This is a genomic window from Lacisediminimonas profundi (assembly GCF_008831265.1).
Classification (GTDB): domain Bacteria; phylum Pseudomonadota; class Gammaproteobacteria; order Burkholderiales; family Burkholderiaceae_D; genus Lacisediminimonas; species Lacisediminimonas profundi.
The window spans coordinates 411,577-433,289 of record NZ_VTTH01000001.1 but is presented as its reverse complement, the minus strand read 5'-3'; the positions used below and the strand labels follow the sequence as shown (position 1 = coordinate 433,289).

At 62.8% G+C, this 21,713-nt stretch carries 20 protein-coding genes and 1 other RNA gene; 10 read left to right on the top strand and 11 right to left on the bottom strand.

What is annotated here, in order from left to right; translation table 11 throughout:
• The first annotated feature begins 20 nt into the window (after positions 1–20).
• The 3 genes from argA (at position 21) to FVE66_RS01955 (ending at position 2,334) form a co-directional block, all read left to right on the top strand.
• Positions 21–1,331, top strand: a complete 1,311-nt coding sequence (argA, locus tag FVE66_RS01965) for an amino-acid N-acetyltransferase (RefSeq protein WP_151445701.1) — start codon at positions 21–23, stop codon at positions 1,329–1,331.
• 52 nt (positions 1,332–1,383) lie between these two features.
• Entirely contained in the window at positions 1,384–1,656 is a 273-nt protein-coding gene (locus tag FVE66_RS01960) for an oxidative damage protection protein (protein WP_151445700.1), read from the top strand.
• Between the two features lie 168 nt (positions 1,657–1,824).
• Positions 1,825–2,334 (top strand): hypothetical protein, encoded by a 510-nt coding sequence (locus tag FVE66_RS01955; protein ID WP_194164341.1) that lies wholly within the window; start codon positions 1,825–1,827, stop codon positions 2,332–2,334.
• A 12-nt stretch (positions 2,335–2,346) separates the two neighbouring features.
• On the opposite strand, the gene rpiA is transcribed toward FVE66_RS01955, so the two are convergent.
• Positions 2,347–3,021, bottom strand: a complete 675-nt coding sequence (gene rpiA, locus FVE66_RS01950) for a ribose-5-phosphate isomerase RpiA (RefSeq protein ID WP_151445699.1) — start codon at positions 3,019–3,021, stop codon at positions 2,347–2,349.
• A gap of 207 nt (positions 3,022–3,228) precedes the next feature.
• Between rpiA and FVE66_RS01945 the strand changes: the two genes are divergently transcribed.
• Positions 3,229–3,651: a VOC family protein gene (locus FVE66_RS01945; RefSeq protein ID WP_151445698.1), complete on the top strand. Its 423-nt coding sequence runs from the start codon at positions 3,229–3,231 to the stop codon at positions 3,649–3,651.
• Positions 3,652–3,697: 46 nt separating this feature from the next.
• On the opposite strand, the gene eda is transcribed toward FVE66_RS01945, so the two are convergent.
• Complete coding sequence (gene eda, locus FVE66_RS01940) at positions 3,698–4,327, bottom strand: bifunctional 4-hydroxy-2-oxoglutarate aldolase/2-dehydro-3-deoxy-phosphogluconate aldolase (protein WP_151445697.1); 630 nt, start codon at positions 4,325–4,327, stop codon at positions 3,698–3,700.
• A gap of 11 nt (positions 4,328–4,338) precedes the next feature.
• Positions 4,339–6,249 (bottom strand): phosphogluconate dehydratase, encoded by a 1,911-nt coding sequence (edd, locus tag FVE66_RS01935; protein WP_151445696.1) that lies wholly within the window; start codon positions 6,247–6,249, stop codon positions 4,339–4,341.
• Between the two features lie 194 nt (positions 6,250–6,443).
• Here edd and pgi point away from each other — a divergent pair, with 194 nt between their 5' ends.
• The 4 genes from pgi to tal all read left to right on the top strand — a co-directional run bounded on the left by pgi (position 6,444) and on the right by tal (position 11,521).
• Positions 6,444–8,096 (top strand): glucose-6-phosphate isomerase, encoded by a 1,653-nt coding sequence (pgi, locus tag FVE66_RS01930; RefSeq protein WP_151445695.1) that lies wholly within the window; start codon positions 6,444–6,446, stop codon positions 8,094–8,096.
• 38 nt (positions 8,097–8,134) lie between these two features.
• Entirely contained in the window at positions 8,135–9,613 is a 1,479-nt protein-coding gene (zwf, locus tag FVE66_RS01925; RefSeq protein WP_151445694.1) for a glucose-6-phosphate dehydrogenase, read from the top strand.
• Positions 9,614–9,620: 7 nt separating this feature from the next.
• Positions 9,621–10,505 carry an SIS domain-containing protein gene (locus FVE66_RS01920; RefSeq protein ID WP_151445693.1) on the top strand — a complete coding sequence of 295 codons (885 nt, stop codon included), beginning with the start codon at positions 9,621–9,623 and terminating at the stop codon, positions 10,503–10,505.
• An 80-nt stretch (positions 10,506–10,585) separates the two neighbouring features.
• Positions 10,586–11,521 carry a transaldolase gene (tal, locus tag FVE66_RS01915; RefSeq protein ID WP_151445692.1) on the top strand — a complete coding sequence of 312 codons (936 nt, stop codon included), beginning with the start codon at positions 10,586–10,588 and terminating at the stop codon, positions 11,519–11,521.
• Position 11,522: 1 nt separating this feature from the next.
• Here the strand turns inward: tal and FVE66_RS20310 are convergent, their stop codons facing one another.
• Genes FVE66_RS20310 through FVE66_RS01895 form a run of 4 tightly spaced genes read right to left on the bottom strand, consistent with a single transcriptional unit; the run spans position 11,523 to position 14,767 of the window.
• Positions 11,523–11,702: a hypothetical protein gene (locus FVE66_RS20310; RefSeq protein WP_194164340.1), complete on the bottom strand. Its 180-nt coding sequence runs from the start codon at positions 11,700–11,702 to the stop codon at positions 11,523–11,525.
• A gap of 35 nt (positions 11,703–11,737) precedes the next feature.
• Positions 11,738–12,337 (bottom strand): recombination mediator RecR, encoded by a 600-nt coding sequence (recR, locus tag FVE66_RS01905; RefSeq protein ID WP_151445691.1) that lies wholly within the window; start codon positions 12,335–12,337, stop codon positions 11,738–11,740.
• Positions 12,338–12,378: 41 nt separating this feature from the next.
• The gene (locus FVE66_RS01900; RefSeq protein ID WP_151446371.1) at positions 12,379–12,705 is read right to left on the bottom strand and encodes a YbaB/EbfC family nucleoid-associated protein; all 327 of its coding nucleotides are present in this window, start codon (positions 12,703–12,705) and stop codon (positions 12,379–12,381) included.
• A gap of 34 nt (positions 12,706–12,739) precedes the next feature.
• Positions 12,740–14,767: a DNA polymerase III subunit gamma/tau gene (locus FVE66_RS01895; RefSeq protein ID WP_151445690.1), complete on the bottom strand. Its 2,028-nt coding sequence runs from the start codon at positions 14,765–14,767 to the stop codon at positions 12,740–12,742.
• A 186-nt stretch (positions 14,768–14,953) separates the two neighbouring features.
• Here FVE66_RS01895 and FVE66_RS01890 point away from each other — a divergent pair, with 186 nt between their 5' ends.
• The gene (locus FVE66_RS01890) at positions 14,954–16,597 is read left to right on the top strand and encodes an isovaleryl-CoA dehydrogenase (RefSeq protein ID WP_151445689.1); all 1,644 of its coding nucleotides are present in this window, start codon (positions 14,954–14,956) and stop codon (positions 16,595–16,597) included.
• Positions 16,598–16,717: 120 nt separating this feature from the next.
• On the opposite strand, the gene ffs is transcribed toward FVE66_RS01890, so the two are convergent.
• Both ffs and ubiD read right to left on the bottom strand, forming a co-directional pair.
• An RNA gene (gene ffs / locus FVE66_RS01885) (signal recognition particle sRNA small type) lies at positions 16,718–16,816 on the bottom strand.
• Positions 16,817–16,999: 183 nt separating this feature from the next.
• Complete coding sequence (gene ubiD / locus FVE66_RS01880) at positions 17,000–18,484, bottom strand: 4-hydroxy-3-polyprenylbenzoate decarboxylase (protein ID WP_151445688.1); 1,485 nt, start codon at positions 18,482–18,484, stop codon at positions 17,000–17,002.
• A 474-nt stretch (positions 18,485–18,958) separates the two neighbouring features.
• On the opposite strand from ubiD, the gene FVE66_RS01875 reads away from it, so the two are divergent.
• Entirely contained in the window at positions 18,959–19,906 is a 948-nt protein-coding gene (locus FVE66_RS01875; protein ID WP_241672968.1) for a transglycosylase SLT domain-containing protein, read from the top strand.
• A 75-nt stretch (positions 19,907–19,981) separates the two neighbouring features.
• Here FVE66_RS01875 and FVE66_RS01870 read toward each other — a convergent pair whose 3' ends face one another.
• Entirely contained in the window at positions 19,982–21,190 is a 1,209-nt protein-coding gene (locus tag FVE66_RS01870; RefSeq protein ID WP_151445686.1) for a pyridoxal phosphate-dependent aminotransferase, read from the bottom strand.
• A 41-nt stretch (positions 21,191–21,231) separates the two neighbouring features.
• Positions 21,232–21,696, bottom strand: a complete 465-nt coding sequence (gene nusB / locus FVE66_RS01865; RefSeq protein ID WP_151445685.1) for a transcription antitermination factor NusB — start codon at positions 21,694–21,696, stop codon at positions 21,232–21,234.
• Between the last annotated feature and the right edge of the window lie 17 nt (positions 21,697–21,713).

Sequence of the window (21,713 nt, the reverse complement as noted above, 5' to 3'; positions counted from 1 at the left end):
GGCGAATTATAATGCGGCGGATGGAAAACCCGGTTCAATTCGTCCAATGGCTGCGTTCGGTCGCGCCCTACATCCACGCCTTCCGGGGCAAGATATTCGTGGTGGCGTTCCCGGGCGAGCTGGTGATGGCCGGCGCCCTGCCCGTGCTGGCGCACGACCTTTCGCTGTTGCACGCGCTCGGCATCAAGGTCGTGATCGTGCATGGATCGCGCCCGCAGGTGCAGGAACAGCTGGCGCTGCGCAATGTGCAGACGCGCTTCCACAATGGCGTGCGCATCACCGACGCGGCAGCGCTCGAATGCGCCAAGGAAGCCGCGGGCGAGTTGCGGCTCGACATCGAAGCCGCATTCAGCCAGGGTTTGCCGAACACGCCGATGGCGCATTCGGCAATTCGCATCATCTCCGGCAATTTCGTCACGGCCCGTCCGGTCGGCATCATTGGCGGCGTCGACCACGAGCATACCGGCCTGGTGCGCAAGGTCGCATTCGAAGCCATCCACCCGATTCTCAATGCCGGCGCACTGACGCTGCTGTCGCCGCTCGGCTTTTCGCCAACTGGCGAAGTCTTCAACCTGACCATGGAAGACGTGGCGCTTTCCGCCGCTGTCGCGCTGCGCGCGGACAAGCTGATCTTCATCACCGAGACACCGATGATGACCGACCAGGCCGGCGCCGAGATCCACGAACTGTCGCTGCACCAGGCGCGGGCCATGCTGTCCGAAGGCGTGCTGCCGCCCGACCAGTCTTTCTACCTGGACCATGCAACCAAGGCCTGCAGCGGCGGCGTGCCGCGCGCCCATATCGTGCCATTCGCGCTGGATGGGTCGACCTTGCTTGAGCTGTTTACCCACGACGGCGTCGGCACCATGGTGTCGTCGCAAAACCTGGAGAGCCTGCGCGAAGCGACCATCGAGGACGTTGGCGGCATATTGCAGCTGATCGAACCGCTCGAAGCGGACGGCACCCTGGTCAAGCGCGGGCGCGAACTGCTGGAACGCGAAGTCAACTATTTCTCGGTGATCGAGCACGATGGCGTGATTTTCGGCTGCGCGGCGCTGTACCCGTTCCCGGAAGAAAGAATGGCCGAAATGGCATGCCTGACGGTGAATCCCGATGTCCAGGCGCAGGGCGACGGCGAGCGGCTGCTCACGCATATCGAGAACCGCGCGCGCGCGGCGGGCTTTCGCCGCCTGTTCGTCCTGACTACCCGCACGGCGCATTGGTTCCTGAAACGCGGCTTCGTCAGCGCCTCGGTCGACCAGTTGCCGCGCGACCGTCAACGCATCTACAACTGGCAGCGCAAGTCGCTGGTCCTGATCAAGAACCTGTAAGCGGCCAGGCGGCAATGCCGCCGGCCATCATGAACATCAATCGGAGAAATACATGGCACGCATGGTCCAATGCATCAAACTGAACCGGGAGGCCGAAGGCCTGGATTTCCCACCTTATCCCGGCGAACTCGGCAAGCGGATTTACGAAAGCGTATCCAAGGAAGCCTGGGCTGCCTGGCTCAAGCACCAGACCATGCTGGTCAATGAAAATCGCCTGAACCTGGCTGACGTGCGCGCCCGCAAATACCTGGCCACGCAGATGGAGAAGCATTTCTTCGGCGAAGGCGCAGATGCTGCGCAGGGTTATGTTCCGCCGACGGAGTAAGTATCCCGCCATTGCCAACGGCGCGAGGCTTGGTCCATGACTGCCAGGACAACATTCGCCGCCGAATGTTAAATCCCGACTAATACCTCCTGGACCAGAAGCCGGTCTCTCCTACACTCCCGTCGTCGGCAATCCGTGCCGGCTAAACGCAAGACAGGAGAAGCAGGAATGAGGAAGTCGATTTTTATCGTTGCCGCCGCGCTGACGGCCCCGTTGTTCACCGGATGCGCATCCATTGTCAATGGCAGCAACCAGGCACTTTCGGTCGAGTCAAGGAACGACAAGGGCGAGCCGGTGACAGCAGCCATCTGCCGTCTCGAGAATCCGAAAGGTATTTTCTACGTCACCACACCAGGAACCATCACTGTTCCGCGGGCGAACGACAACCTGCATGTCAAATGCGAGAAGGATGCGCAGGCACCGGGCATCGCCAGTGTGAAATCGAGCACCAAACCCATGGTCTTTGGCAACATACTGTTCGGCGGCCCGGTTGGCGCGGTGATCGACGTGACATCAGGCGCAGCGTATGAATATCCGGGCCTGATCACTGTCGTGATGGGACAAACAGTCGTGCTCCCGGCCCAGACCGCGCCCGAGGCTCCGAACCAGGCATCGCCCGCCACGAACGCACAGGCAGCGAACAATCAGGATTCGAACGCCAGCTTGCTGGTACAGTAGCCGGCTCCGGCCTCAACCGAAGCTCAGCGTCTCCACCCCATCCTGCCTGCCCAGCAGGCAGACGCTGGCCCCATGCCGTGCAAACAGCCCGTTGGTAATCACGCCGACGATGTTGTTGATTTCATCTTCCAGCGCAACGGGGTCGGCAATCTGCAAGCCATGCACGTCGATGATGTAGCCGCCGTTATCGGTGACCAGCGGCTGGCCGTCCCTGATCCGCAGCACCGGCTTGCCGCCCAGCGCCGCCAGCTTGCGGCCAACGACAGCGTGCGCCATCGGGATCACTTCGACCGGCAACGGAAACTGGCCGAGCATGTCGACCAGCTTCGATCCGTCTGCGATACAGACGAAGCGGCGGGCCACCGAGGCCACGATCTTTTCCCGCGTCAGCGCGGCGCCGCCGCCCTTGATCATCGCGCCTGTGCGGGTGATCTCATCGGCGCCGTCGATATATACAGGCATGTCTTGCACATCGTTCAGGTCCAGCACCGCGATGCCATGCGAGCGCAGCCGCGCAGCCGTTGCTTCGGACGATGCCACTGCGCCGCGTATCCGGTGCTTCACCTTGCCCAGTTCGTCGATGAAGAAATTGGCGGTGGATCCGGTGCCGACGCCGATGATTTCGCCGTCCACGATGTAATCGATCGCGGCGCGCGCGACTGCCTGTTTCAGTTCGTCCTGGGTCATGGGGAGAGTCTTGAGAGAGTGATATGCAAATGGACGCCGTCGGGAACGCGTCCGGAACGCCTATTTTAGCCGAGCCGGCAGGTCAGGTAGGACACACCTGGGTTTTGCCGCATTCCTGCAGGCCGGAAGTTGCGACTACAATGTGCGCTCGCATCCGCGCTGCGACACTGCAGCCGGCGCCCTAATTCACTTTTCAGGAGCAGTGCCATGTCCGGCCTCAGGCCCTTCCACCTTGCGTTCCCCGTTCATGACCTCGATGCCGCGCGCGCGTTTTACGGCGGCGTGATGGGCTGCCCCGAAGGGCGCAGCTCCGATGAATGGATCGATTTCGACTTCTACGGCCACCAGATCGTCGCCCACCTGGCGCCGCAGGCAAACAAGCAACGCGACTCCAACCCGGTCGACGGCCATGACGTGCCGGTGCCGCATTTCGGCGTGGTGCTGACGATGGCGCAGTGGGAAGAGCTGGCCGAGCGTGTGCGCGCCGCAGGCATCAAGTTCCAGATCGAGCCCTATGTGCGCTTCAAGGGAATGGTGGGCGAGCAGGCGACCATGTTCTTCTACGACCCGAGCGGCAATGCGCTGGAATTCAAGGCATTCCAGGATCTCGGGCAGTTGTTCGCCAAGTAATCAAGAATGGATGGGGTCAGGTCTTGACCCCCTATTCTGAAGTTCATCAGTCCTTGGCACCCAGTGCCGCTGCCTGCCGCGCCAACTCCGTAATCCGCCCCCAGTCCCCCGCCTGCATCGCATCCTTCGGCGTCAGCCAGGATCCGCCCACGCAAGCGACGTTCCCGCATTTCAGGAAATCCGGCGCACTCGCGACCGTGATGCCGCCGGTTGGACAAAAAGTCACGTCTGGCAACGGCCCGGCTAATGCATTGAGCATGCCGACGCCGCCCGCCGGCACCGCCGGGAACAATTTCAGCTGGTAAAAGCCCAGCTCGCGCGCAGCCATCACCTCGGATGGGGTCATCACCCCCGGCAGCAAGGGCAGGCCGCTGCGCCTGGCCCCTTCAGCCACAGCCGGCGTCAAGCCCGGCGAAACCGCGAACACTGCCCCGGCATCGAGCGCGGCAGCGAAATCGTCGGCACGGGTGACGGTACCGACCCCGACAATCGCCTCCGGAATCGCCGAGGCGATCGCGCGGATCGCGGCCAGGCCATGCGCGGTACGCAAAGTCACTTCGAGCACACGGATGCCGCCAGCGACCAATGCGCGCGCCAGCGGCAGGGCATGCTCCGGATTGTCGATCTGGATCACCGGTATCACCGGCGATGCACGCATCATCTCAAGCAGGTTCATCCTGTTTCCTTTCATACGGTGCGGACGAGGGTATCTTCATTGTCGCCAGGCGGCGTATCGGCGGGCAAGGCAGCATCGTCGTGCGCCAGCGGGTTCGAGACTGGCGGAAGTCCGAACGTGGCAGCCCCCTCTTCCGCCGTGCTCACATTATTGCGAAACATCGCAAACAGTTCCCGCCCCATGCCGACCTGATGAGCGCCAAGATTGCCCGCCTCGATCCCCCGAGCCTGCCAGGTCGCATCGTCGACCAGCGCCTGCAACACGCCCTGTTCGCCGTCCACACGAATCAGGTCGCCATCGCGCACCCGGCCGAGCGCGCCGCCTGCCAGCACCTCGGGGCTGACGTGGATCGCCGCCGGCACCTTGCCCGACGCCCCTGACATCCGTCCATCCGTCACCAGCGCGACGCGGCGCCCGGCGTCCTGCAGGCTACCCAGCGCCGGTGTCAGCGCGTGCAGTTCGGGCATGCCGTTGGCGCGCGGGCCCTGGTAGCGCAACACCGCGACGAAATCGCGATCCAGCCGGCCCTCCTGGAACGCATGCAGGAATGCTTCCTGCGAATCGAATACCACCGCCGGCGCCTCGACCACCCGGTGCTCAGGCTTGACCGCGGAAACCTTGATCACGGCACGCCCGAGGTTGCCGGTCAGCAGGCGCAGTCCGCCCTCGGGCGAGAACGGCCGGTGGTGGGGACGCAGCACCGTTTCGTCGCCACTGCTTGCTGCCGCCGGCTTCCACACCAGCCGACCGTCATCCAGGAAAGGCTCGGCGCAATGCGCGCGCAGTCCCTTGCCGAGTATGGTCGTGACATCCTCGTTCAGCAGGCCGGCGTCGAGCAGTTCGCGGATCAGGAATCCGGGACCGCCCGCGGCCTGGAAATAATTGATGTCGGCATCGCCATTCGGGTAAATGCGGGTCAGCTGCGGCACCACGGCCGACAGGCAGCTAAAATCATTCCAGTCGATCACGATCCCCGCCGCCCTGGCAATCGCGACCAGGTGCAGCGTGTGGTTGGTGGAACCACCGCTGGCCAGCAAGACGACCATGGCGTTGACGATCGCCTTTTCGTCGACCACCTTCCCGACCGGCGTCCAGGACGGCCCGGTGCCGCTGATCTCCACCGCCCGCCGCGCCGCTTCGGCAGTCAGCGCATCGCGCAAGGGCGTGCCGGGCATGACGAACGCGGCCCCGGGCAGATGCAGACCCATTGCCTCCATCAACATCTGGTTGCTGTTGGCGGTGCCGTAGAAAGTGCAGGTTCCGGGCGCATGGTAGGACTGCGCCTCCGCCTCCAGCAATTCCTCGCGGCCAATCTTGCCCTGGGCATACAACTGGCGGATGCGCGATTTTTCCGGATTGGAAAGGCCGCTGGGCATGGGGCCGGCGGGCACGAAAACAGCAGGAAGATGGCCGAAATGAAGCGCACCGATCAAAAGCCCGGGAACGATCTTGTCGCAGACGCCAAGATAGAGTCCGGCGTCGAACATGTTGTGCGACAGCGCGATCGCTGCGGCCATCGCAATCGTGTCGCGCGAAAACAGCGACAGCTCCATGCCTGGCTGCCCTTGTGTCACGCCATCGCACATGGCGGGCGTGCCGCCGGCAAACTGCGCCACGGCGCCCGCTTCACGCGCAGCCTGCTTGATGATGGCAGGGAAACGTTCAAAGGGCTGGTGTGCGGAAAGCATGTCGTTGTAGGACGACACGATGGCGATCGATGGCTGCTTCTGCTCACGCAAGCGCAACTTGTCGCTGGCCGGGAACGCGGCGAAGCCATGCGCGAGGTTGGTGCAGCCGAGCGCGCCGCGCTGCACTCCCTGATGGCGTGCAGCATGCAGGCGGATCAGGTAGGCGTTGCGGGTGGGTGCGCTCCTGCGGATCACCTCCCCGGTCACGGCTGCCACGACGGAATTCATGCCCATGATTTGCCTCTCAGGAAATTTCAACTCATTAATTTGGTAAATATACTACATGTAGTTTGCCGAATTATTATCCATGGACAATCCCAATAATAAAAAGATGTAATACCAAAGTTACGTAGTATTTTTTCTTTTCATGTTGTACAGTAAATGCGATATTCCTTACCTTCACTCACACCGCTACAGGACGACCCCGAATGACTCCGGACATTACCGGCGGCGGCGCGTGGCAAGCGCTGCTGGACCGCAGCCAGGCTGCCCGCTCGTCGCAGATGCGCGATCTTTTCAAGAGCGATCCGCAGCGTTTCAACCGCTTCTCGCTGGCGGCCGCCGGACTGTTCCTCGATTACTCCAAGAACCGGCTGGATGCCGGGACGCTGGACTTGCTGTTGACGCTGGCGCGCGAACGCGGCGTTGAGGAGCGGCGCAACGCCATGTTCGGCGGCGGCAAGATCAACTCGACCGAAAAACGCGCCGTGCTGCACACTGCACTGCGAGCACCCCGGACCAGCCCCGCCGCCGTTGACGGTCAAGCGGTGGCGGATGAGGTGCATGCCGTGCTGGACCGGATTCGACTGTTCACCGAACGCGTGCGTTCCGGCGAATGGCTCGGCCATACCGGCAAGCCAATCACGGATATCGTCAACATCGGCATAGGCGGCTCGGACCTGGGGCCGAAAATGGCTAGCCAGGCGCTTCGGACGTACCACCATCCACGCCTGCGCTGCCACTTCGTTTCCAACGTCGACGCGCACGACCTCGACGCCGCCTTGCACCAGGTCGACCCCGCAACCACCCTGTTCGTGATCGCCTCCAAGACCTTCACCACGCAGGAAACAATGATGAACGCGCGCTCGGCCAGGGCCTGGTTCCTGCAGCACGGCAACCAGCAGCAACTGGCCAGGCATTTCGTCGCGGTATCGACCAATATCCGCGCCGTCGAGGAGTTCGGCATCGACAGCGCCAACATGTTCCCGTTCTGGGACTGGGTCGGCGGCCGCTATTCGGTGTGGTCCGCGATCGGCCTGAGCGTCGCCCTGATGATCGGCTACGAAGGCTTTCGTCAGTTCCTTGATGGCGGCTTTGCCATGGATCAGCATTTCATTTCGGCACCACTTGAAAAGAACATGCCAGCGCTGCTCGCCCTGGTCGGCATCTGGAACCGCAACTTCCTGCACGCTGCGTCGCAGTCGATCGCGCCCTACCATCAGGATTTGCGCTACTTTCCGGGCTACCTGCAACAACTGGAAATGGAAAGCAACGGCAAGCGCGTGACGCTGGACGGCAAGACGGTGACGCACGCAACTTGCCCGGTGGTCTGGGGCGACGTCGGCACCAACGGACAGCACGCCTATTTCCAGTTGCTGCACCAGGGAACCGAAACCATACCGGTCGACTTCATCGCAGCGTTGCGCCCCGCGCACGGCATTGATGGACATCACAGGGTCTTGCTGGCCAACTGTTTTGCGCAGTCCGAAGCGCTGATGCTGGGCAAGACCGCGGCCGAGGTCGAAGCGGAACTGAGCGGCCAGGGGTTGCCGCCCGAGCAAGTGGCAGCACTGGTTCCACACAAGACATTCCCTGGCAACCGGCCGAGCAACACCATCCTGCTGGATGCACTCACGCCCGCAAGCCTGGGCGCACTGGTCGCGCTGTATGAACACAAGACCTTCGTGCAGGGAGTCATATGGGGCGTCAACAGCTTCGACCAGTGGGGCGTGGAACTGGGCAAGGTGCTGGCAAAGAATATCGAAGCGGAATTGAACAGCGACCGCGGGTCGCAATCACATGACAGTTCCACCTCCGGGCTGATTGCAATGGCACGCGATGCCGCGCGCAGCCTGGGCTGATAAACAAGAAGCAAACCGACAGCGAAAAGATTGATGACATGGCTGCTTTACTGAACGATTTCGACCTGGTGTTGTTTGGCGGCGGGGGCGACCTTGCGATGCGCAAGCTGCTGCCCGCTATCTACGCACTGTCCGGCAACAAGGTCTGGCCGGCCGGCGCCCGCATCATTTGCGTCGGGCGCCACGACTGGACGCGCGAGCAATACCTGGAGTCAGTAGAGCAAAACGCCCGCCCGCACGTGCCCGAGGGCGCCTGGACCGACGAGCGGTGGCAGGCATTCCTGTCGCGTTTTTCCTATGTGTCGATCGATGCATCCGACCCCGGCAGCTACCGCAACCTGGCACAAGCGCTGCGCCCCGGGCAGGACATCACCCGCGTGTTCTACCTTGCGACCCCGTCCAGCCTGTTCGCCACGATCTGCCAGCACCTGGCCGATAACGGACTGGCGACGCCGCAGTCGCGGGTAGTGCTTGAAAAGCCTCTCGGCCGCGACCTGGACAGCGCGCGCCAGATCAATGCCCAGGTCGGCCGGGTGTTCGACGAATCGCAGATTTTCCGCATCGACCACTATCTGGGCAAGGAGGCGGTGCAGAACCTGCTGGCACTACGCTTCGGCAATATCCTGTTCGAACCGCTGTGGCGGCGCGAGTGGATCTCGGACGTGCAGATCACGATCGCCGAACAGATTGGCGTCGGCAACCGGATGGGATATTACGAGCCATCGGGCGCCCTGCGCGACATGCTGCAGAATCACCTGCTGCAACTGCTTTGCATCGTCGCGATGGAGCCGCCGGAATCGGTGACCGCCGACGCAGTGCGCGACCAGAAACTGAAAGTGCTGCGATCGCTGCGCCGCTTCACGCCGCATACGCTGGTGCAAAATGTGGTGCGCGGGCAGTATCGAAGCGGACATGTGAATGGCGTGCCTGTGCCGGGCTACCTGCACGAGCCGGATGCCAACCCGCATTCACGCACGGAGACCTTCGTCGCCGTGCGGGCGGAAATCGATACCTGGCGCTGGGCCGGCGTGCCCTTCTACCTGCGCACCGGCAAGCGCATGGCGGATTCGCTGGCGGAAATCGTGATCCGCTTCAAACCGATCCCGCACTCCATCTTTGCCCAACCGGCCAGCAGCTTCCAGCCCAATTCGCTGGTGATCCGGCTGCAGCCGAACGAAGGCCTGCACCTGAACCTGATGGCGAAAACGCCCGGCGACGGCATGCGCCTGAAGCCGGTCGATCTGGAACTGGACTTCCGCGAAACCTTCAAGAAGCCGCGCATGGAAGCCTACGAACGCCTGCTGCTGGACGTGCTGCGCGGCCACCTAACCCTGTTCATGCGCAGCGACGAACTGGAACAGGCATGGGAATGGGTCGAGCCGATACTGCGATTCTGGGACCAGGACGAAAACGAGCCCGTGCCGTATGCATCCGGAACCTGGGGACCCGCTGCCGCCAGCGCCTTGATCGGACGCGACGGTTTGCAGTGGCGGGAAGAAGCCTTGCCGGAAGTGTGATCGCACGATGCTGCTAGACGCCATCCGTACGCAATTCGACACGCTGTCCCGCTCGGAACAGAAGGTCGCGCTGGCGGTACTGGACAACCCTGCCCTGACCCTGTCGGAAAACATCACCGCGCTGGCGCGCTCGGCGCAGGTGTCGGAGCCGACCGTGGTGCGTTTCTGCCGCGCGCTGGGCTACGAAGGCTGGCAGGATTTCAAGCTGCGCCTGGCGCAGGGCCTGGCGCTGGCGCCGCCCGAAGCTCTGGATGCGCCGCTGCCGGACGACCTGGCCGCAGACCTGGTTTCCAAGATCTGCACCCGCTCGATCAATGCGCTGCTGGACTTGCGCAACAACCTCGATCCCGATGCGATCCAGCGCGCGCTGGACATTCTGGCCAAGGCGCGCAAGATCGAATTCTATGGCCAGGGTTCTTCCGGCATTGTGGCGGCCGATGCGCAGCACAAGTTCTTCCGCTCCGGCATACCGACCGTCGCCTACAGCGATCCGCATGTGCACAGCATTGCCGCGGCCTTGCTGGCCAAAGGCGATGCGGTCGTCGCCATTTCCCAGCGCGGCACCAGCACCTCGGTGATCCGCAGCGTGCAACTGGCGCGCAAGGCAGGAGCCGACGTCATCGTGCTGGCCCCGCGCGGCACGCCGCTGGCGGCGCTGGCCAGCGTGCTGATCGCCATCGATATCGGCGCGGACAACGACCCGTACACGCCGATATCCGGACGCCTGGCGCATCTGGCCGTGATCGACATGCTGGCGGTCGGACTGGCCCTGCGTGGCGGTCCCGAGCGACGCCGCAAGATGCTGGCAGCCCAACGCTCGCTGCAACGCATCGACATGCACATGGACGCCTTCACTGCCTCGCCCTCGCGCACGCGAGCACGCAGCCGCTGACACGCAACCGCTGACCCGCTGCTGCGTGAGCGGCCACTGCCTTACAATAGAGGAACCTTTCCTTTATCGCCGCCCATGCCATGAATCAGCTGGACCAACTGAAGCAATTCACCACCATCGTTGCCGACACCGGCGACTTTCAATCGATACAGGCATTCACCCCGCGCGACGCGACGACCAATCCGTCGCTGATCCTGAAGGCCGTGCAGAAGGAGGAATACCGGCCGCTGCTGGAGCAGGCGGTACGCGACCACGCTGGCAAGGGTACGGCGGAGATCACTGACCAGTTGCTGATCCTGTTCGGCCGCAAGATCCTGGAACTCATTCCCGGGCGCGTGTCGACCGAGACCGATGCCCGCCTTTCGTTCGACACCGCAGCCACGATAGAAAAAGGCCGCTCCCTGATCGCACTGTACGAAGCCGCCGGGATCAGCCGCGAGCGCGTGCTGATCAAGATCGCGTCGACCTGGGAAGGCATACGCGCAGCCGAGGTGCTGGAGAAGGAAGGCATACGCTGCAACATGACGCTGCTGTTCGCGCTGCCGCAGGCGATTGCCTGCGCAGACGCCGGCGTGCAACTGATCTCGCCGTTCGTCGGCCGCATCTATGACTGGTACAAGAAATCGACCGGCACGGACTACACGGGTGCGGACGACCCCGGCGTGCAATCGGTGCGGCGGATCTACAACTACTACCGCAAGTTCGGCTACGGCACGGAAGTGATGGGCGCGAGCTTTCGCAACACCTCGCAGATCCTGGAACTGGCGGGTTGCGATCTGCTGACCATCAGTCCGGAACTGTTGAAGCAACTGGCCGACACCGCTGGCGCGGTATCGCGCAAGCTGAGCGTGGAAGAAGCGCAGGCCAGCGACCTGAAAAAGCAGACGCTGGACGAAAAGCATTTCCGCTTCCAGCTGAACGAGGATGCCATGGCGACCGAGAAGCTGGCCGAAGGAATACGGGCGTTTTGCGTGGACTCGATCAAGCTGGAGGGATTGGTCGAGCGCCTGCGCTAGATCAACGTGCCGATGACGGCGCAGGCGTCGGAGCCGGTGCAGGCGCCGAAGCAGCAGCCGGCGCCGAAGCCGCAGCAGGCGCCGCTTTTTCCTTGCCACCGAACCACGGGTTATTGAAGCTCAGGTACCCGAGCAGGAACAGTCCAAAGGCAATAAGTATCTGGTTCCAGTTTAATTTCATCGTCGTCTCCGTATTTTATTTTGAAGCCGGCAGCGCTATGTTGCGCGCCGGTCCAGCATGGCGCGGGCAATCGTCCCCGCGTCCACATATTCAAGTTCACCGCCCACCGGCACGCCGCGCGCAAGCCGGCTGACCTTCAGCCCGCGCGCCTTCAGCATCTCGCCGATGTAATGCGCGGTCGCCTCGCCTTCGCTGGTGAAGTTGGTGGCAAGTACCACTTCCTGCACGACCCCGTCTGCCGCCCGCTCGAGCAGCCGATCCAGGTGGATATCACGCGGGCCGATGCCATCGAGCGGCGACAGGCGCCCCATCAGCACGAAGTACAGCCCCTTGTAGGTCAGGGTCTGCTCGATCATCAACTGGTCGGCCGGCGTCTCGACCACACACAGCAGCGTCGCATCGCGCTCGTTGCTGCTGCATGTGTCGCAGATTTCATTTTCGGTAAACGTATTGCAGCGCTGGCAGTGGCGCACGTGCTGCACCGCCTCGGTCAGCGCGCGGCCAAGCTGCTGCGCGCCGTCACGGTCGTGCTGCAGCAGATGGTAGGCCATGCGCTGAGCTGACTTTGGCCCGACGCCAGGCAGTCGCCGCAACGCTTCAGTCAGCGTATCGAGGCTGGATGTGGATTTCGGCATGCCGCCTCTTGCTTTCGTCGTGCTTTCGTCTTGCCAGTTGCTCAGAACGGCATCTTGAAGCCGGGTGGCAGCGGCATGCCGGCCGTCACGCCCGACATCTTTTCCTGGGTCGTGGCTTCGGCCTTGCGAACCGCATCATTGAATGCGGCAGCGACCAGGTCCTCCAGCATGTCCTTGTCTTCTCCCACCAGCGAGGCGTCGATAGCCACACGCTTGACGTCATGCTTGCAGGTCATGATGACCTTCACCATGCCGGCGCCGGACTGCCCCTCGACTTCGATCGATGCCAGCTGGTCCTGCATTTTCTTCATGTTGTCCTGCATCGCCTGCGCCTGCTTCATCAGGCCAGCCAATTGGTTCTTCATCATCATGTGCTCCTTGTTTTGTTGATCTGGATGGCGATCAGTTCGGACGGACCGAGCCGGGCACGACGCTGGCGCCGAATTCACGCATCAGGGTCTGCACGAACGGATCGCTCTGTATTTTTTCCTCGGCGTCACGTTGGCGCTGCTCGCGCTCGGCGGTGGCGAGCGCGCTGGCAGTCAGCCTGACTGGGCCAATTTCGGTAGTCAGCTGCACGCGGCCGCCCAACTGCGCCGCGAGTGCAGCCTCGAGCTTGTCGGGACTGCCGGCGGAACGCAGGGTCTCGACCGGAATGCGCAGATGCAGTGCCAAGCCGCCTTCGCCGCCCTGGCACTGCAACAGCTCGCTTTGCAAGGCCAGTTGCTGCACCACGCCGCGCAGTGGCAGTGAAGCCGCAAGCGACGGCCAGTCCCCGTTCCAGCCGGGAATCGCGACCGGTTCGGTCGGCCTGGCAGGTTCAACGGGCTTGGCCGGTGCGCTCGTGCTTTCCGGAGTTGTATCGACAGGGACTGCGGCCGGCATCGCAAGCGGCGCCGGCCGGGCGACCGGCTCCGGCACCGCCACTTCGAAAGTTTGCGCAGACTCATCTTCCCATGGCGGCCCGGCTTCCCAAGCCGACGCGGGTTCGCTTACGGCCATTGCCGGTGCCGCGGGCTGCGGTGTGAACTGTGGAGCGGGCTGCGGTGCTGGCGGTACCGCGGCAGGTGCAGTCGGGCGCTGCATCGTCATTGAGCGCACCCCGCCGCGTGCTGCTTCCAGCGCGGCGCGCGCGGGACTGATCCCGGAACGGCCTGCCGCGGCCGGGGCCGATGGCGCGACAGGAACGGCAGGAGCGACGGGAGTTGCAGCCGGCGCGGCGGGCGCGGCCGCCGGAGCAGCAGGCCGAGCAGCGACAGCGGGCGCGGATGGTACGGGTACGGATGGCCGCGCTGTTCGCGGAGCCGGCGGCGACGCCTGCCCGGCGTCCTCCCCAGGCTTGAACGCCAGCATGCGCAGCAAGGTCATCGTGAATCCGGCGTATTCGTCCGGCGCCAGGCCAAGCTCGTTGCGTCCGTGTACCACGATCTGGTAATACAACTGCACTTCGTCGGCGTCCATCAGCCCGGCCAGGCGAAGAATGTCTTCACGTTCGGGCAAATCTTCCGGCAGCGCTGCGGGAACCGTCTGCGCCAGCGCGACCCGGTGCAGCAGCGAGCCGAGATCCTGCAAGGCGGCATTATAGGAAAGGCTGCGCCCCGCCATTTCGTCCGCCACGGCCAGCAGTCCGCTGCCATCGCCGGCGGCCAGCGCATCCAGCAGCCGCACCAGATACGACTGGTCGAGCGCACCCAGCATGCCCTGCACTGCCTCCAGCGTCACCTTGCCGGCGGAATAAGCAATCGCCTGATCCGTCAGCGACAGGGCATCGCGCATCGACCCCTGCGCACCCTGGGCCAGCAATCGTAATGCCCCGGTGTCGAATTCAATGCCTTCCTGGCCGAGGATGTCGTCGAGATGGCCGACGATGTGGCCGGGCGGCATCTGCTTCAGATTGAACTGCAGGCAGCGCGACAGCACCGTGACCGGAATTTTCTGCGGATCGGTGGTGGCGAGGATGAACTTGACGTGCTCGGGCGGTTCTTCCAGCGTCTTCAGCATGGCGTTGAAGGCGTGATTGGACAGCATGTGCACTTCGTCGATCATGTAGATCTTGTAGCGCGCATTGGATGGCGCATATACCGCCTGCTCCAGCAATTGCGCCATTTCGTCCACGCCGCGATTTGACGCCGCATCCATCTCTATATAGTCGACAAAGCGGCCGGCATCGATCGCCGTGCAGGCGTCGCAGACGCCGCACGGCTGTGACGTCACGTCGCCAGTGCCGTCGGGCCCCTGGCAATTGAGCGCCTTGGCAAGAATGCGCGACAGCGTGGTCTTGCCGACACCGCGGGTGCCGGTGAACAGCCAGGCGTGATGCAGGCGCTTCTGGTCGAGGGCGTGCGTCAGCGCGCGCACGACGTGCTCCTGTCCAACCAGGGTCTCGAAACTTCTGGGGCGGTACTTGCGGGCGAGGACTTGATAGGACATGGAGGCTGCCGTGGAAGACAAATGCGTCCTTCGCATTTTACCCGAGTGAGGACAGCGGCAGACAGCGATCGTCTGCGCCGTTTCATTGCAAGACCGCAGCAACAGGGGAACAATGGCAAGGAACGCACGCCGGCACGGATCCGGTTGGCGAATATGCAAGGACACCGGACGCAGGAGGTGAACGAAATGCAATGGCCTACCCACGAAGTATCCAACCAGGCGCCAGTCCTGCAGGATATCAATTTGTACACTGGCGACCTGGCGCTGCGTGAAGGATTGGGCAGTATGCTCGGCGCAGAGCGGCACGCGGACCTGGCACGCTTGGGCGCGAGCCTGGGCAGCGCGGAGGTATTCGAACGGGCCGATGCGGCAAACCGGCATCCACCCGAATTGCATGCCTTCGATTGCAACGGCAATCGCATCGACCGGGTCGAATTCCACCCCGCCTGGCATGCGCTGCTGTCGCTGCTGCGGCACGAAGGCATGCAGGCGCGCGCCTGGCTGCAACCGGGAGCGGGCGCCCATCTCGCCCGCGCTGCCGGTTATTTCCTCCACGCACAAGTCGAATCAGGCTCGCTGTGCCCGATCACGATGACCTTCGCCGCGGTACCGGTGCTTCAAAAGGAGCCGGCGCTGTTTAGCCAGATCGCCGGCAAGCTGGCGTGTGCCGAACATGATCCGCGCGACCTGCCGCTGGAGCAGAAGTCTGCGATCCTGGTCGGCATGGGCATGACTGAAAAACAGGGCGGTTCGGACGTGCGCAGCAATAGCAGCATTGCGCGCCCGCTGGCGGCGCAAGGACGCGGACAGCCCCACCTGATCACCGGTCACAAGTGGTTTTTCTCGGCGCCGATGTGCGATGCGCATCTGGTGCTGGCCCGCACCGCCCAGGGCCTGTCCTGCTTCTGGGTTCCACGCTGGCGACCGGATGGCAGCAAGAATGCGGTATTGGTCCAGCAACTGAAGGACAAGCTGGGCAACCGCTCCAATTCGAGCAGCGAGGTCGAATTCCAGGACGCATGGGGGCTGATGGTCGGCGACGAAGGGCGCGGCATACCAACCATCATCGAAATGGCGAACAGTACCCGCGTTGATTGCGTTATCGGCAGCGCCGGGCTGATGCGCCATGCCCTGGTGCAGGCAATCCATCATGCGCGGCACCGTTCTGCATTCGGCAAGCCGCTGGTGCAGCAAGCCCTGATGCGCAATGTACTTTGCGACCTGGCGCTGGAAAGCGAGGCGGCGACGCACCTGATGCTGCGGCTGGCCGCTTCGCTGGACCGCCCGGATGACCCGCTGGAACGGGCCTGGCGCCGGGTGCTGACGCCGGCCGCGAAGTTCTGGATCTGCAAGCGCGCCATCGAATTTACCGGCGAGTGCATGGAGGTGCTGGGCGGCAACGGCTATGTCGAGACTGGTCCGATGGCGCGCATGTACCGCGAAGCGCCGGTCAATTCGATCTGGGAAGGATCAGGAAATGTGATGTGCCTGGACGTGCTGCGTGCGATCGAGCGTGAACCGGAAGGTTTCACGATGCTGCTGGAATCACTGGCCGACAGCGCCCGGCAGCAGCCGCAGATGGCGGGCCTGCTTGGCCGCGTGAAGCAGGCGCTGGATTCCGGGCACGCGCTAGAAGCGTCAGCGCGCCGCTTCGCCCAGGACCTGGTCTTGCTGGTGCAGTGCAGTCTGATGATGCAGCATGCGCCGGCCACGATCGCCGATGCATTCATAGCAAGCAGGGTGGATGCAGCCAATGGCCGGGTCTACGGAACGATGCCGGCGGGACATGCAGAGGAATCGATACTGGAGCGGGCCTGGCCGTCTTGCTGACGCGGAATGGCGTTTCCGGGATCGGAAGACTGCGCGAAACGCATCCGGCGCGCGGCGCGGATGTGGAAAAGTCGCGAAAAGAGCGCGGAGGAAACCCGAAAAAAACAGGAGAAAAGTGAAAGGGGCGAGCCTTGTCTGCGGCACTTGCGGGAAATGGCTGTGGCTGCTTCGTTCCCGACCTGACCAGGTTGACCATGCCGTAATGCGCAGGGGCCCGCCTTGGGACGAATTTTAACAGCAAAGGACAAGGACTGCGGCCTTTCGCACATCCGGCACGCGCATTAATGATGGCCAGGAACCTGGCGAGCGGGTCGAGATCCGGGCCGGGCAGCGCAAGCCTGCGCAGTACGATGAGCACCGGGGCTGCAATATCGGCCCGCGCATCAGCTTCTCGCCGGCGTGCTAGATTCCCAACGACTCCCACATCGAATCCACCCTTGCCTTCACCTCGTCCGACATGGCAATTGGCGTCCCCCACTCGCGGCTGGTTTCTCCCGGCCACTTGTTGGTCGCATCGATTCCCATCTTGCTGCCCAGGCCGCTGACCGGCGACGCGAAGTCCAGGTAGTCGATCGGCGTGTTATCAACCAGCAAAGTGTCCCGGCTCGGATCGACTCGGGTGGTGATGGCCCAGATCACCTCTTTCCAGTCGCGCGCGTTGACGTCTTCATCGACCACGACGATGAATTTCGTGTACATGAACTGGCGCAGGAAACTCCACACGCCGAACATGATCCGCCGCGCATGGCCGGCATAGGATTTTTTCATTTGCACCACCGCCATCCGGTAGCTGCAGCCCTCCGGTGGCAGGTAGAAGTCGATAATTTCGGGATACTGCTTTTGCAAGAGCGGTATGAAGACTTCGTTCAGCGCCAGCCCCAGGACGGCAGGTTCATCGGGCGGCTTGCCGGTATAGGTGGAGTGGTAGATGGGGTCGTGTCGCGTCGTGATGCGGTCGATCGTGAAAACCGGGAAGCTCTCCTGCTCGTTGTAATAACCGGTATGGTCGCCGTAGGGTCCCTCGAGCGCATGCTCGTAGCCGCTCGGATGCGAAGGGTCCGGGTAGATATGACCCTCCAGCACGATTTCCGCCGATGCCGGCACACGCAGTTCGCTGCCCAGCGCCTTCACCAGTTCCGTGCGGCTGCCGCGCAGCAGGCCGGCGAACTGATACTCGGAGAGCGTGTCCGGCACCGGCGTCACTGCGCCAAGCATGGTGGCCGGGTCGGTGCCGAGCGCGACGGCGATCGGGTAAGGCTGTCCCTTGCGGCTGAGGGCATGGTCACGAAAATCCAGGGCACCGCCGCGGTGGGCAAGCCAGCGCATGATCACCTTGTTGCGGCCGATTACCTGTTGGCGGTAGATGCCCAGGTTCTGCCGCTTCTTGTTGGGCCCGCGAGTAATGACCAGGCCCCAGGTAATCAGCGGAGCGATATCGCCGGGCCAGCAGTGCTGGATCGGCAGGCGCCCCAGATCGACGTCATTGCCTTCCCATACGACTTCCTGGCAGCGGCCGCTGCGTAACTCGCGCGGCGCCATGTCCCAGACCGATTTCACCAGCGCGCCCATGCCCATCACATCGCGCAAGCCCTTGGGCGGCTCCGGTTCCTTCAACGTGGCCAGCACCCGGCCGATCTGGCGCAAGTCGGCAATGCTCTCCGCCCCCATGCCCAGTGCCACCCGGCGCGTGGTGCCGAACAGGTTGCCCAGCACCGGCATGTCGTGCCCGGCCGGATGCTCGAACAACAGCGCCGGACCACCCTGCTTGAGGGTCCGGTCGCACACTTCCGTCATTTCCAGATGAGGCGAAACCGGCTGTTGCACCCGTTTTAACTCTCCAATTGTTTCCAATTGAGCAATAAAGTCCCGCAGATCGGCGTATTTCATGTTTTTTGCGCTGTTTCAAAATCCCCTGGCGGGCATTCGGTAATTATGACAAGTAATTGATTTCACGGCGGTTTATTACATTGCCGCGACAAAGTCAGACATAATAGTAATTATTTTTACGTTTGATAGTATTGACGCGTTATTTAAGACCTCACTACAATTCGCCCAACTTGATGAGGGAAGGTTCCGAATGCCGGGCCTGCAGTAACCAGCCTGATCAATTCACGGAGTCGCGGGGCTCCATATTTTAAGGATTGTTGTCACGAGGCGTCAGCCTCCTCCCCCGTAACGTTCGTTGGATGTCCGCCCTGCAAACACAGGCGTCGAGGCAGCAACGAAAACGGCGTCCGGTCCTGTTGCGCTGCGCGCACAGTCGGACGATATCTGGTTCGCGACATTGCAGACTCTTCCCTGCCCCGGCCTGCCGGCGGCTCGATGGATTTGCTGTGCTGCGAAATTTCAGGAGGTCCTAACGTGAAACGCTTTATCAATTCGGCACCCGCCTGGCTGCGCAACCGCGCCGGGAAGCATGGTGCCCGGGCGGCGCTTGTCAGCGTTGCCGGCGGATTGGGGACAGCCCTGCGCCATAGCCTGCGTCATGGCCTGAGTGTGGCCGGCATTGCCGGGATCGCTGCTTTCGGCGTGCTGTATTTCAATCCGCATCTGGCCGAGGACATCATCGCCTTGTCGCCGTTTTCGTCCGAAAGCATGGACGAAGCGCTGGCCGGCGGCGATGTTTCCGGCAACGTCATGGCGGCGCCAGTCGCGCTGGCTGTCATGGCGCCCGCCCCGATCGCAGTTGCGCCGGTCAAGGCAGAGCCTGCCCGGCCCGTGGAATCAACGCCGCTGATCGCCAAAGCCGTTCCCGGCCATCCTGAGCAGCAGCGCGTCACGAACTGGATCGCCCGGCGCTACCGGGTCGCGACCGACGCCGCCAACATGCTGGTCGGCGCCACCTATGCGACGGCGCGCGAGATCCATCTCGACCCGCTCCTGATCCTGGCGGTGATCGCAATCGAATCGCGCTTCAATCCTTTCGCGGAAAGTCCGGTCGGCGCCAAGGGCTTGATGCAGGTCATGGCCAACGTCCATCGGGACAAGTTCCAGCCGCTCGGCGGCGTGCAGGCTGCGCTGAACCCGATCGCCAACATCAAGGTCGGCTCCAGCATCCTGAAGGAATACGTGAAGCGCACCGGTTCGCTCGAAGGCGGCCTGAAGGCTTATGTCGGCGCCGCGGATAACGAAACGGATGCCGGATATGGCTCGAAGGTAATCGCCGAATACAACAAGCTCAAGGAAGTGGCGCATGGCAGCAAGCCGGCAGCCAAATCGCTTCCAGCGCCCGGTACGCCAAAACGCGAGCAGCGCACGCAGGAGGCCCGCAACGGCAGCGAGATTGGTTCGAAGGGCGAGCCGGCGTAATCTGATCCCCGACGCTGCAAGAAAAAATGGAGCCAGTGGCTCCATTTTTTTGTCCGCAACGGCTTTGTCCCGTTCTTATTCCAGCTCGGCCGGATCGGATTCAAGCAGACGCGGCTTGCGAGTATCGAAGAATGCCTTCATCCTCGCCACCGCCGCATACAGGTTCTCCATGGACGTGGCATACGAAATGCGCAGGTATCGGCTGGCCGTGGACGGCCCGAAATCCAGCCCGGGCACCAGCACCACTCCAGCCTCGTTGAGCAACTCGATCGAGAGACGGTCCGCGTCGTCGGACCAGCGGCTGCAATCTGCATATACATAGAAAGCGCCGTCCGGCATGACCGGCACGTCGAAGCCAAGTTCCTTCAGCGCCGGCACAAGATAGTCGCGGCGACGTTGAAACTCGTTCCTGCGCTCCTCATGCAAATCGAGCGAATCCCGGGTGAAGCAGGCGACCGCCGCGTGCTGGGCAATGCTGGACGCGCAGATAAAAAAATTCTGCGCCAGCTTTTCTATCTGTTCGACCATCCATGGCGGCACCACCAGCCATCCCAGCCGCCAGCCTGTCATGTTGAAATATTTGGAGAAGCTGTTGATGACGATCACGTCCTCGCCCAGCGACAGCGCGGTGACCGGCGGGTGGTCGTAACTGAGGCCCTGGTAGATCTCGTCGACGATGGTGAAGCCGTTACGTGCGCGCACCGCCTCGACGATGCTGCGCAATTCGCCGTCCGGGATGCTGGTGCCGGTCGGATTCGATGGCGATGCCAGCAGCACACCGCGGGTAGCCGGGGTCCAGTGCTGCTCCACATCGGACGCCGTCAACTGGAAGCGCTTGGACGGCCCGCATGCCACCAGCTTCGCAACCCCATCGAATGCCGCGACGAAATGCCGGTTGCACGGATAGCAAGGGTCGGGCATCAGCACTTCGGTTCCCGGCTCGACCAGCGCGGCGCAGGCCAGCAGCAAGGCTGCCGATGCGCCGGCGGTGACGACGATGCGCGACGGATCGACCTGCACCTGATAATGCTTCAGGTAGTAATGCGAGATTGCCTGGCGCAGCGCCGGGATGCCGTTGGCGGGGGTGTACTGCATGCGACCATCGGCCATTGCATGGGCAGCCGCGGCAATCACGTCCGGCGCAGCGGTAAAATCGGGTTCGCCTATGCCCATGTTGATGATCGACCTGCCATCCGCCTCGAGGGCGGCCGCCATCTTGGCCAGCTCCATGACGTGGAAAGGCGCAATATTCTGCAGCCTCCCGGCCAGTTCAGGATGAATCATTTCCAGCCTCCCGCGCTTGTCGCCTGCTTGTCGCCTGCTTTTCACCGGCCTGCGTTGATTTCCGTGTTGCGGATCCTTGCGGCCAGCTTGTCGAGCACGCCGTTGACGTACTTGTGACCGTCCACGCCACCGAAGGATTTGGTCAGTTCGACCGCCTCGTTGATCACCACCCGGTACGGAATCTCGATGTGATTTTTCAGTTCGTACGCCCCAATCAGCAGGGCCGCAAGCTCCACCGGCGAAAGCTGGTCGAGGGGGCGGTCGATCAGCGGCGACAATTCCGCACGCAACTCGGTCTGCTGGTTGATCGTGTTGTATAGCAGCGCATGAAAATGGCCGCTGTCGGCTTTTTCGAATCCATGGGCCTGGCGAATATGGGTGTCGATGACAGCGATATCCTCATGATTCAGGAGCCACTGGTAGATTCCCTGCAAGGCAAACTCGCGCGCCCGATGGCGCGGCGTGCGGTTCTTGTTGGGATTGGCGTGAGCCGTTTTTTCAGTCATGTCTATCCTTCAGGATT

Bases quoted from the DNA above. Each gene is read 5' to 3' on its own strand.
- FVE66_RS01945 (WP_151445698.1), top strand. From the start codon at position 3,229: ATGTCCGGCCTCAGGCCCTTCCACCTTGCGTTCCCCGTTCATGACCTC.
- zwf (WP_151445694.1), top strand. From the start codon at position 8,135: ATGGCTGCTTTACTGAACGATTTCGACCTGGTGTTGTTTGGCGGCGGG.
- recR (WP_151445691.1), bottom strand. From the start codon at position 12,337: ATGCCGAAATCCACATCCAGCCTCGATACGCTGACTGAAGCGTTGCGG.
- FVE66_RS01890 (WP_151445689.1), top strand. From the start codon at position 14,954: ATGCAATGGCCTACCCACGAAGTATCCAACCAGGCGCCAGTCCTGCAG.
- FVE66_RS01895 (WP_151445690.1), bottom strand. From the start codon at position 14,767: ATGTCCTATCAAGTCCTCGCCCGCAAGTACCGCCCCAGAAGTTTCGAG.
- rpiA (WP_151445699.1), bottom strand. From the start codon at position 3,021: ATGACCCAGGACGAACTGAAACAGGCAGTCGCGCGCGCCGCGATCGAT.
- eda (WP_151445697.1), bottom strand. From the start codon at position 4,327: ATGAACCTGCTTGAGATGATGCGTGCATCGCCGGTGATACCGGTGATC.
- FVE66_RS01870 (WP_151445686.1), bottom strand. From the start codon at position 21,190: ATGATTCATCCTGAACTGGCCGGGAGGCTGCAGAATATTGCGCCTTTC.
- FVE66_RS01955 (WP_194164341.1), top strand. From the start codon at position 1,825: ATGAGGAAGTCGATTTTTATCGTTGCCGCCGCGCTGACGGCCCCGTTG.
- ubiD (WP_151445688.1), bottom strand. From the start codon at position 18,484: ATGAAATACGCCGATCTGCGGGACTTTATTGCTCAATTGGAAACAATT.
- pgi (WP_151445695.1), top strand. From the start codon at position 6,444: ATGACTCCGGACATTACCGGCGGCGGCGCGTGGCAAGCGCTGCTGGAC.
- edd (WP_151445696.1), bottom strand. From the start codon at position 6,249: ATGGGCATGAATTCCGTCGTGGCAGCCGTGACCGGGGAGGTGATCCGC.
- argA (WP_151445701.1), top strand. From the start codon at position 21: ATGGAAAACCCGGTTCAATTCGTCCAATGGCTGCGTTCGGTCGCGCCC.
- FVE66_RS01900 (WP_151446371.1), bottom strand. From the start codon at position 12,705: ATGATGAAGAACCAATTGGCTGGCCTGATGAAGCAGGCGCAGGCGATG.
- FVE66_RS20310 (WP_194164340.1), bottom strand. From the start codon at position 11,702: ATGAAATTAAACTGGAACCAGATACTTATTGCCTTTGGACTGTTCCTG.
- tal (WP_151445692.1), top strand. From the start codon at position 10,586: ATGAATCAGCTGGACCAACTGAAGCAATTCACCACCATCGTTGCCGAC.
- nusB (WP_151445685.1), bottom strand. From the start codon at position 21,696: ATGACTGAAAAAACGGCTCACGCCAATCCCAACAAGAACCGCACGCCG.
- FVE66_RS01920 (WP_151445693.1), top strand. From the start codon at position 9,621: ATGCTGCTAGACGCCATCCGTACGCAATTCGACACGCTGTCCCGCTCG.
- FVE66_RS01960 (WP_151445700.1), top strand. From the start codon at position 1,384: ATGGCACGCATGGTCCAATGCATCAAACTGAACCGGGAGGCCGAAGGC.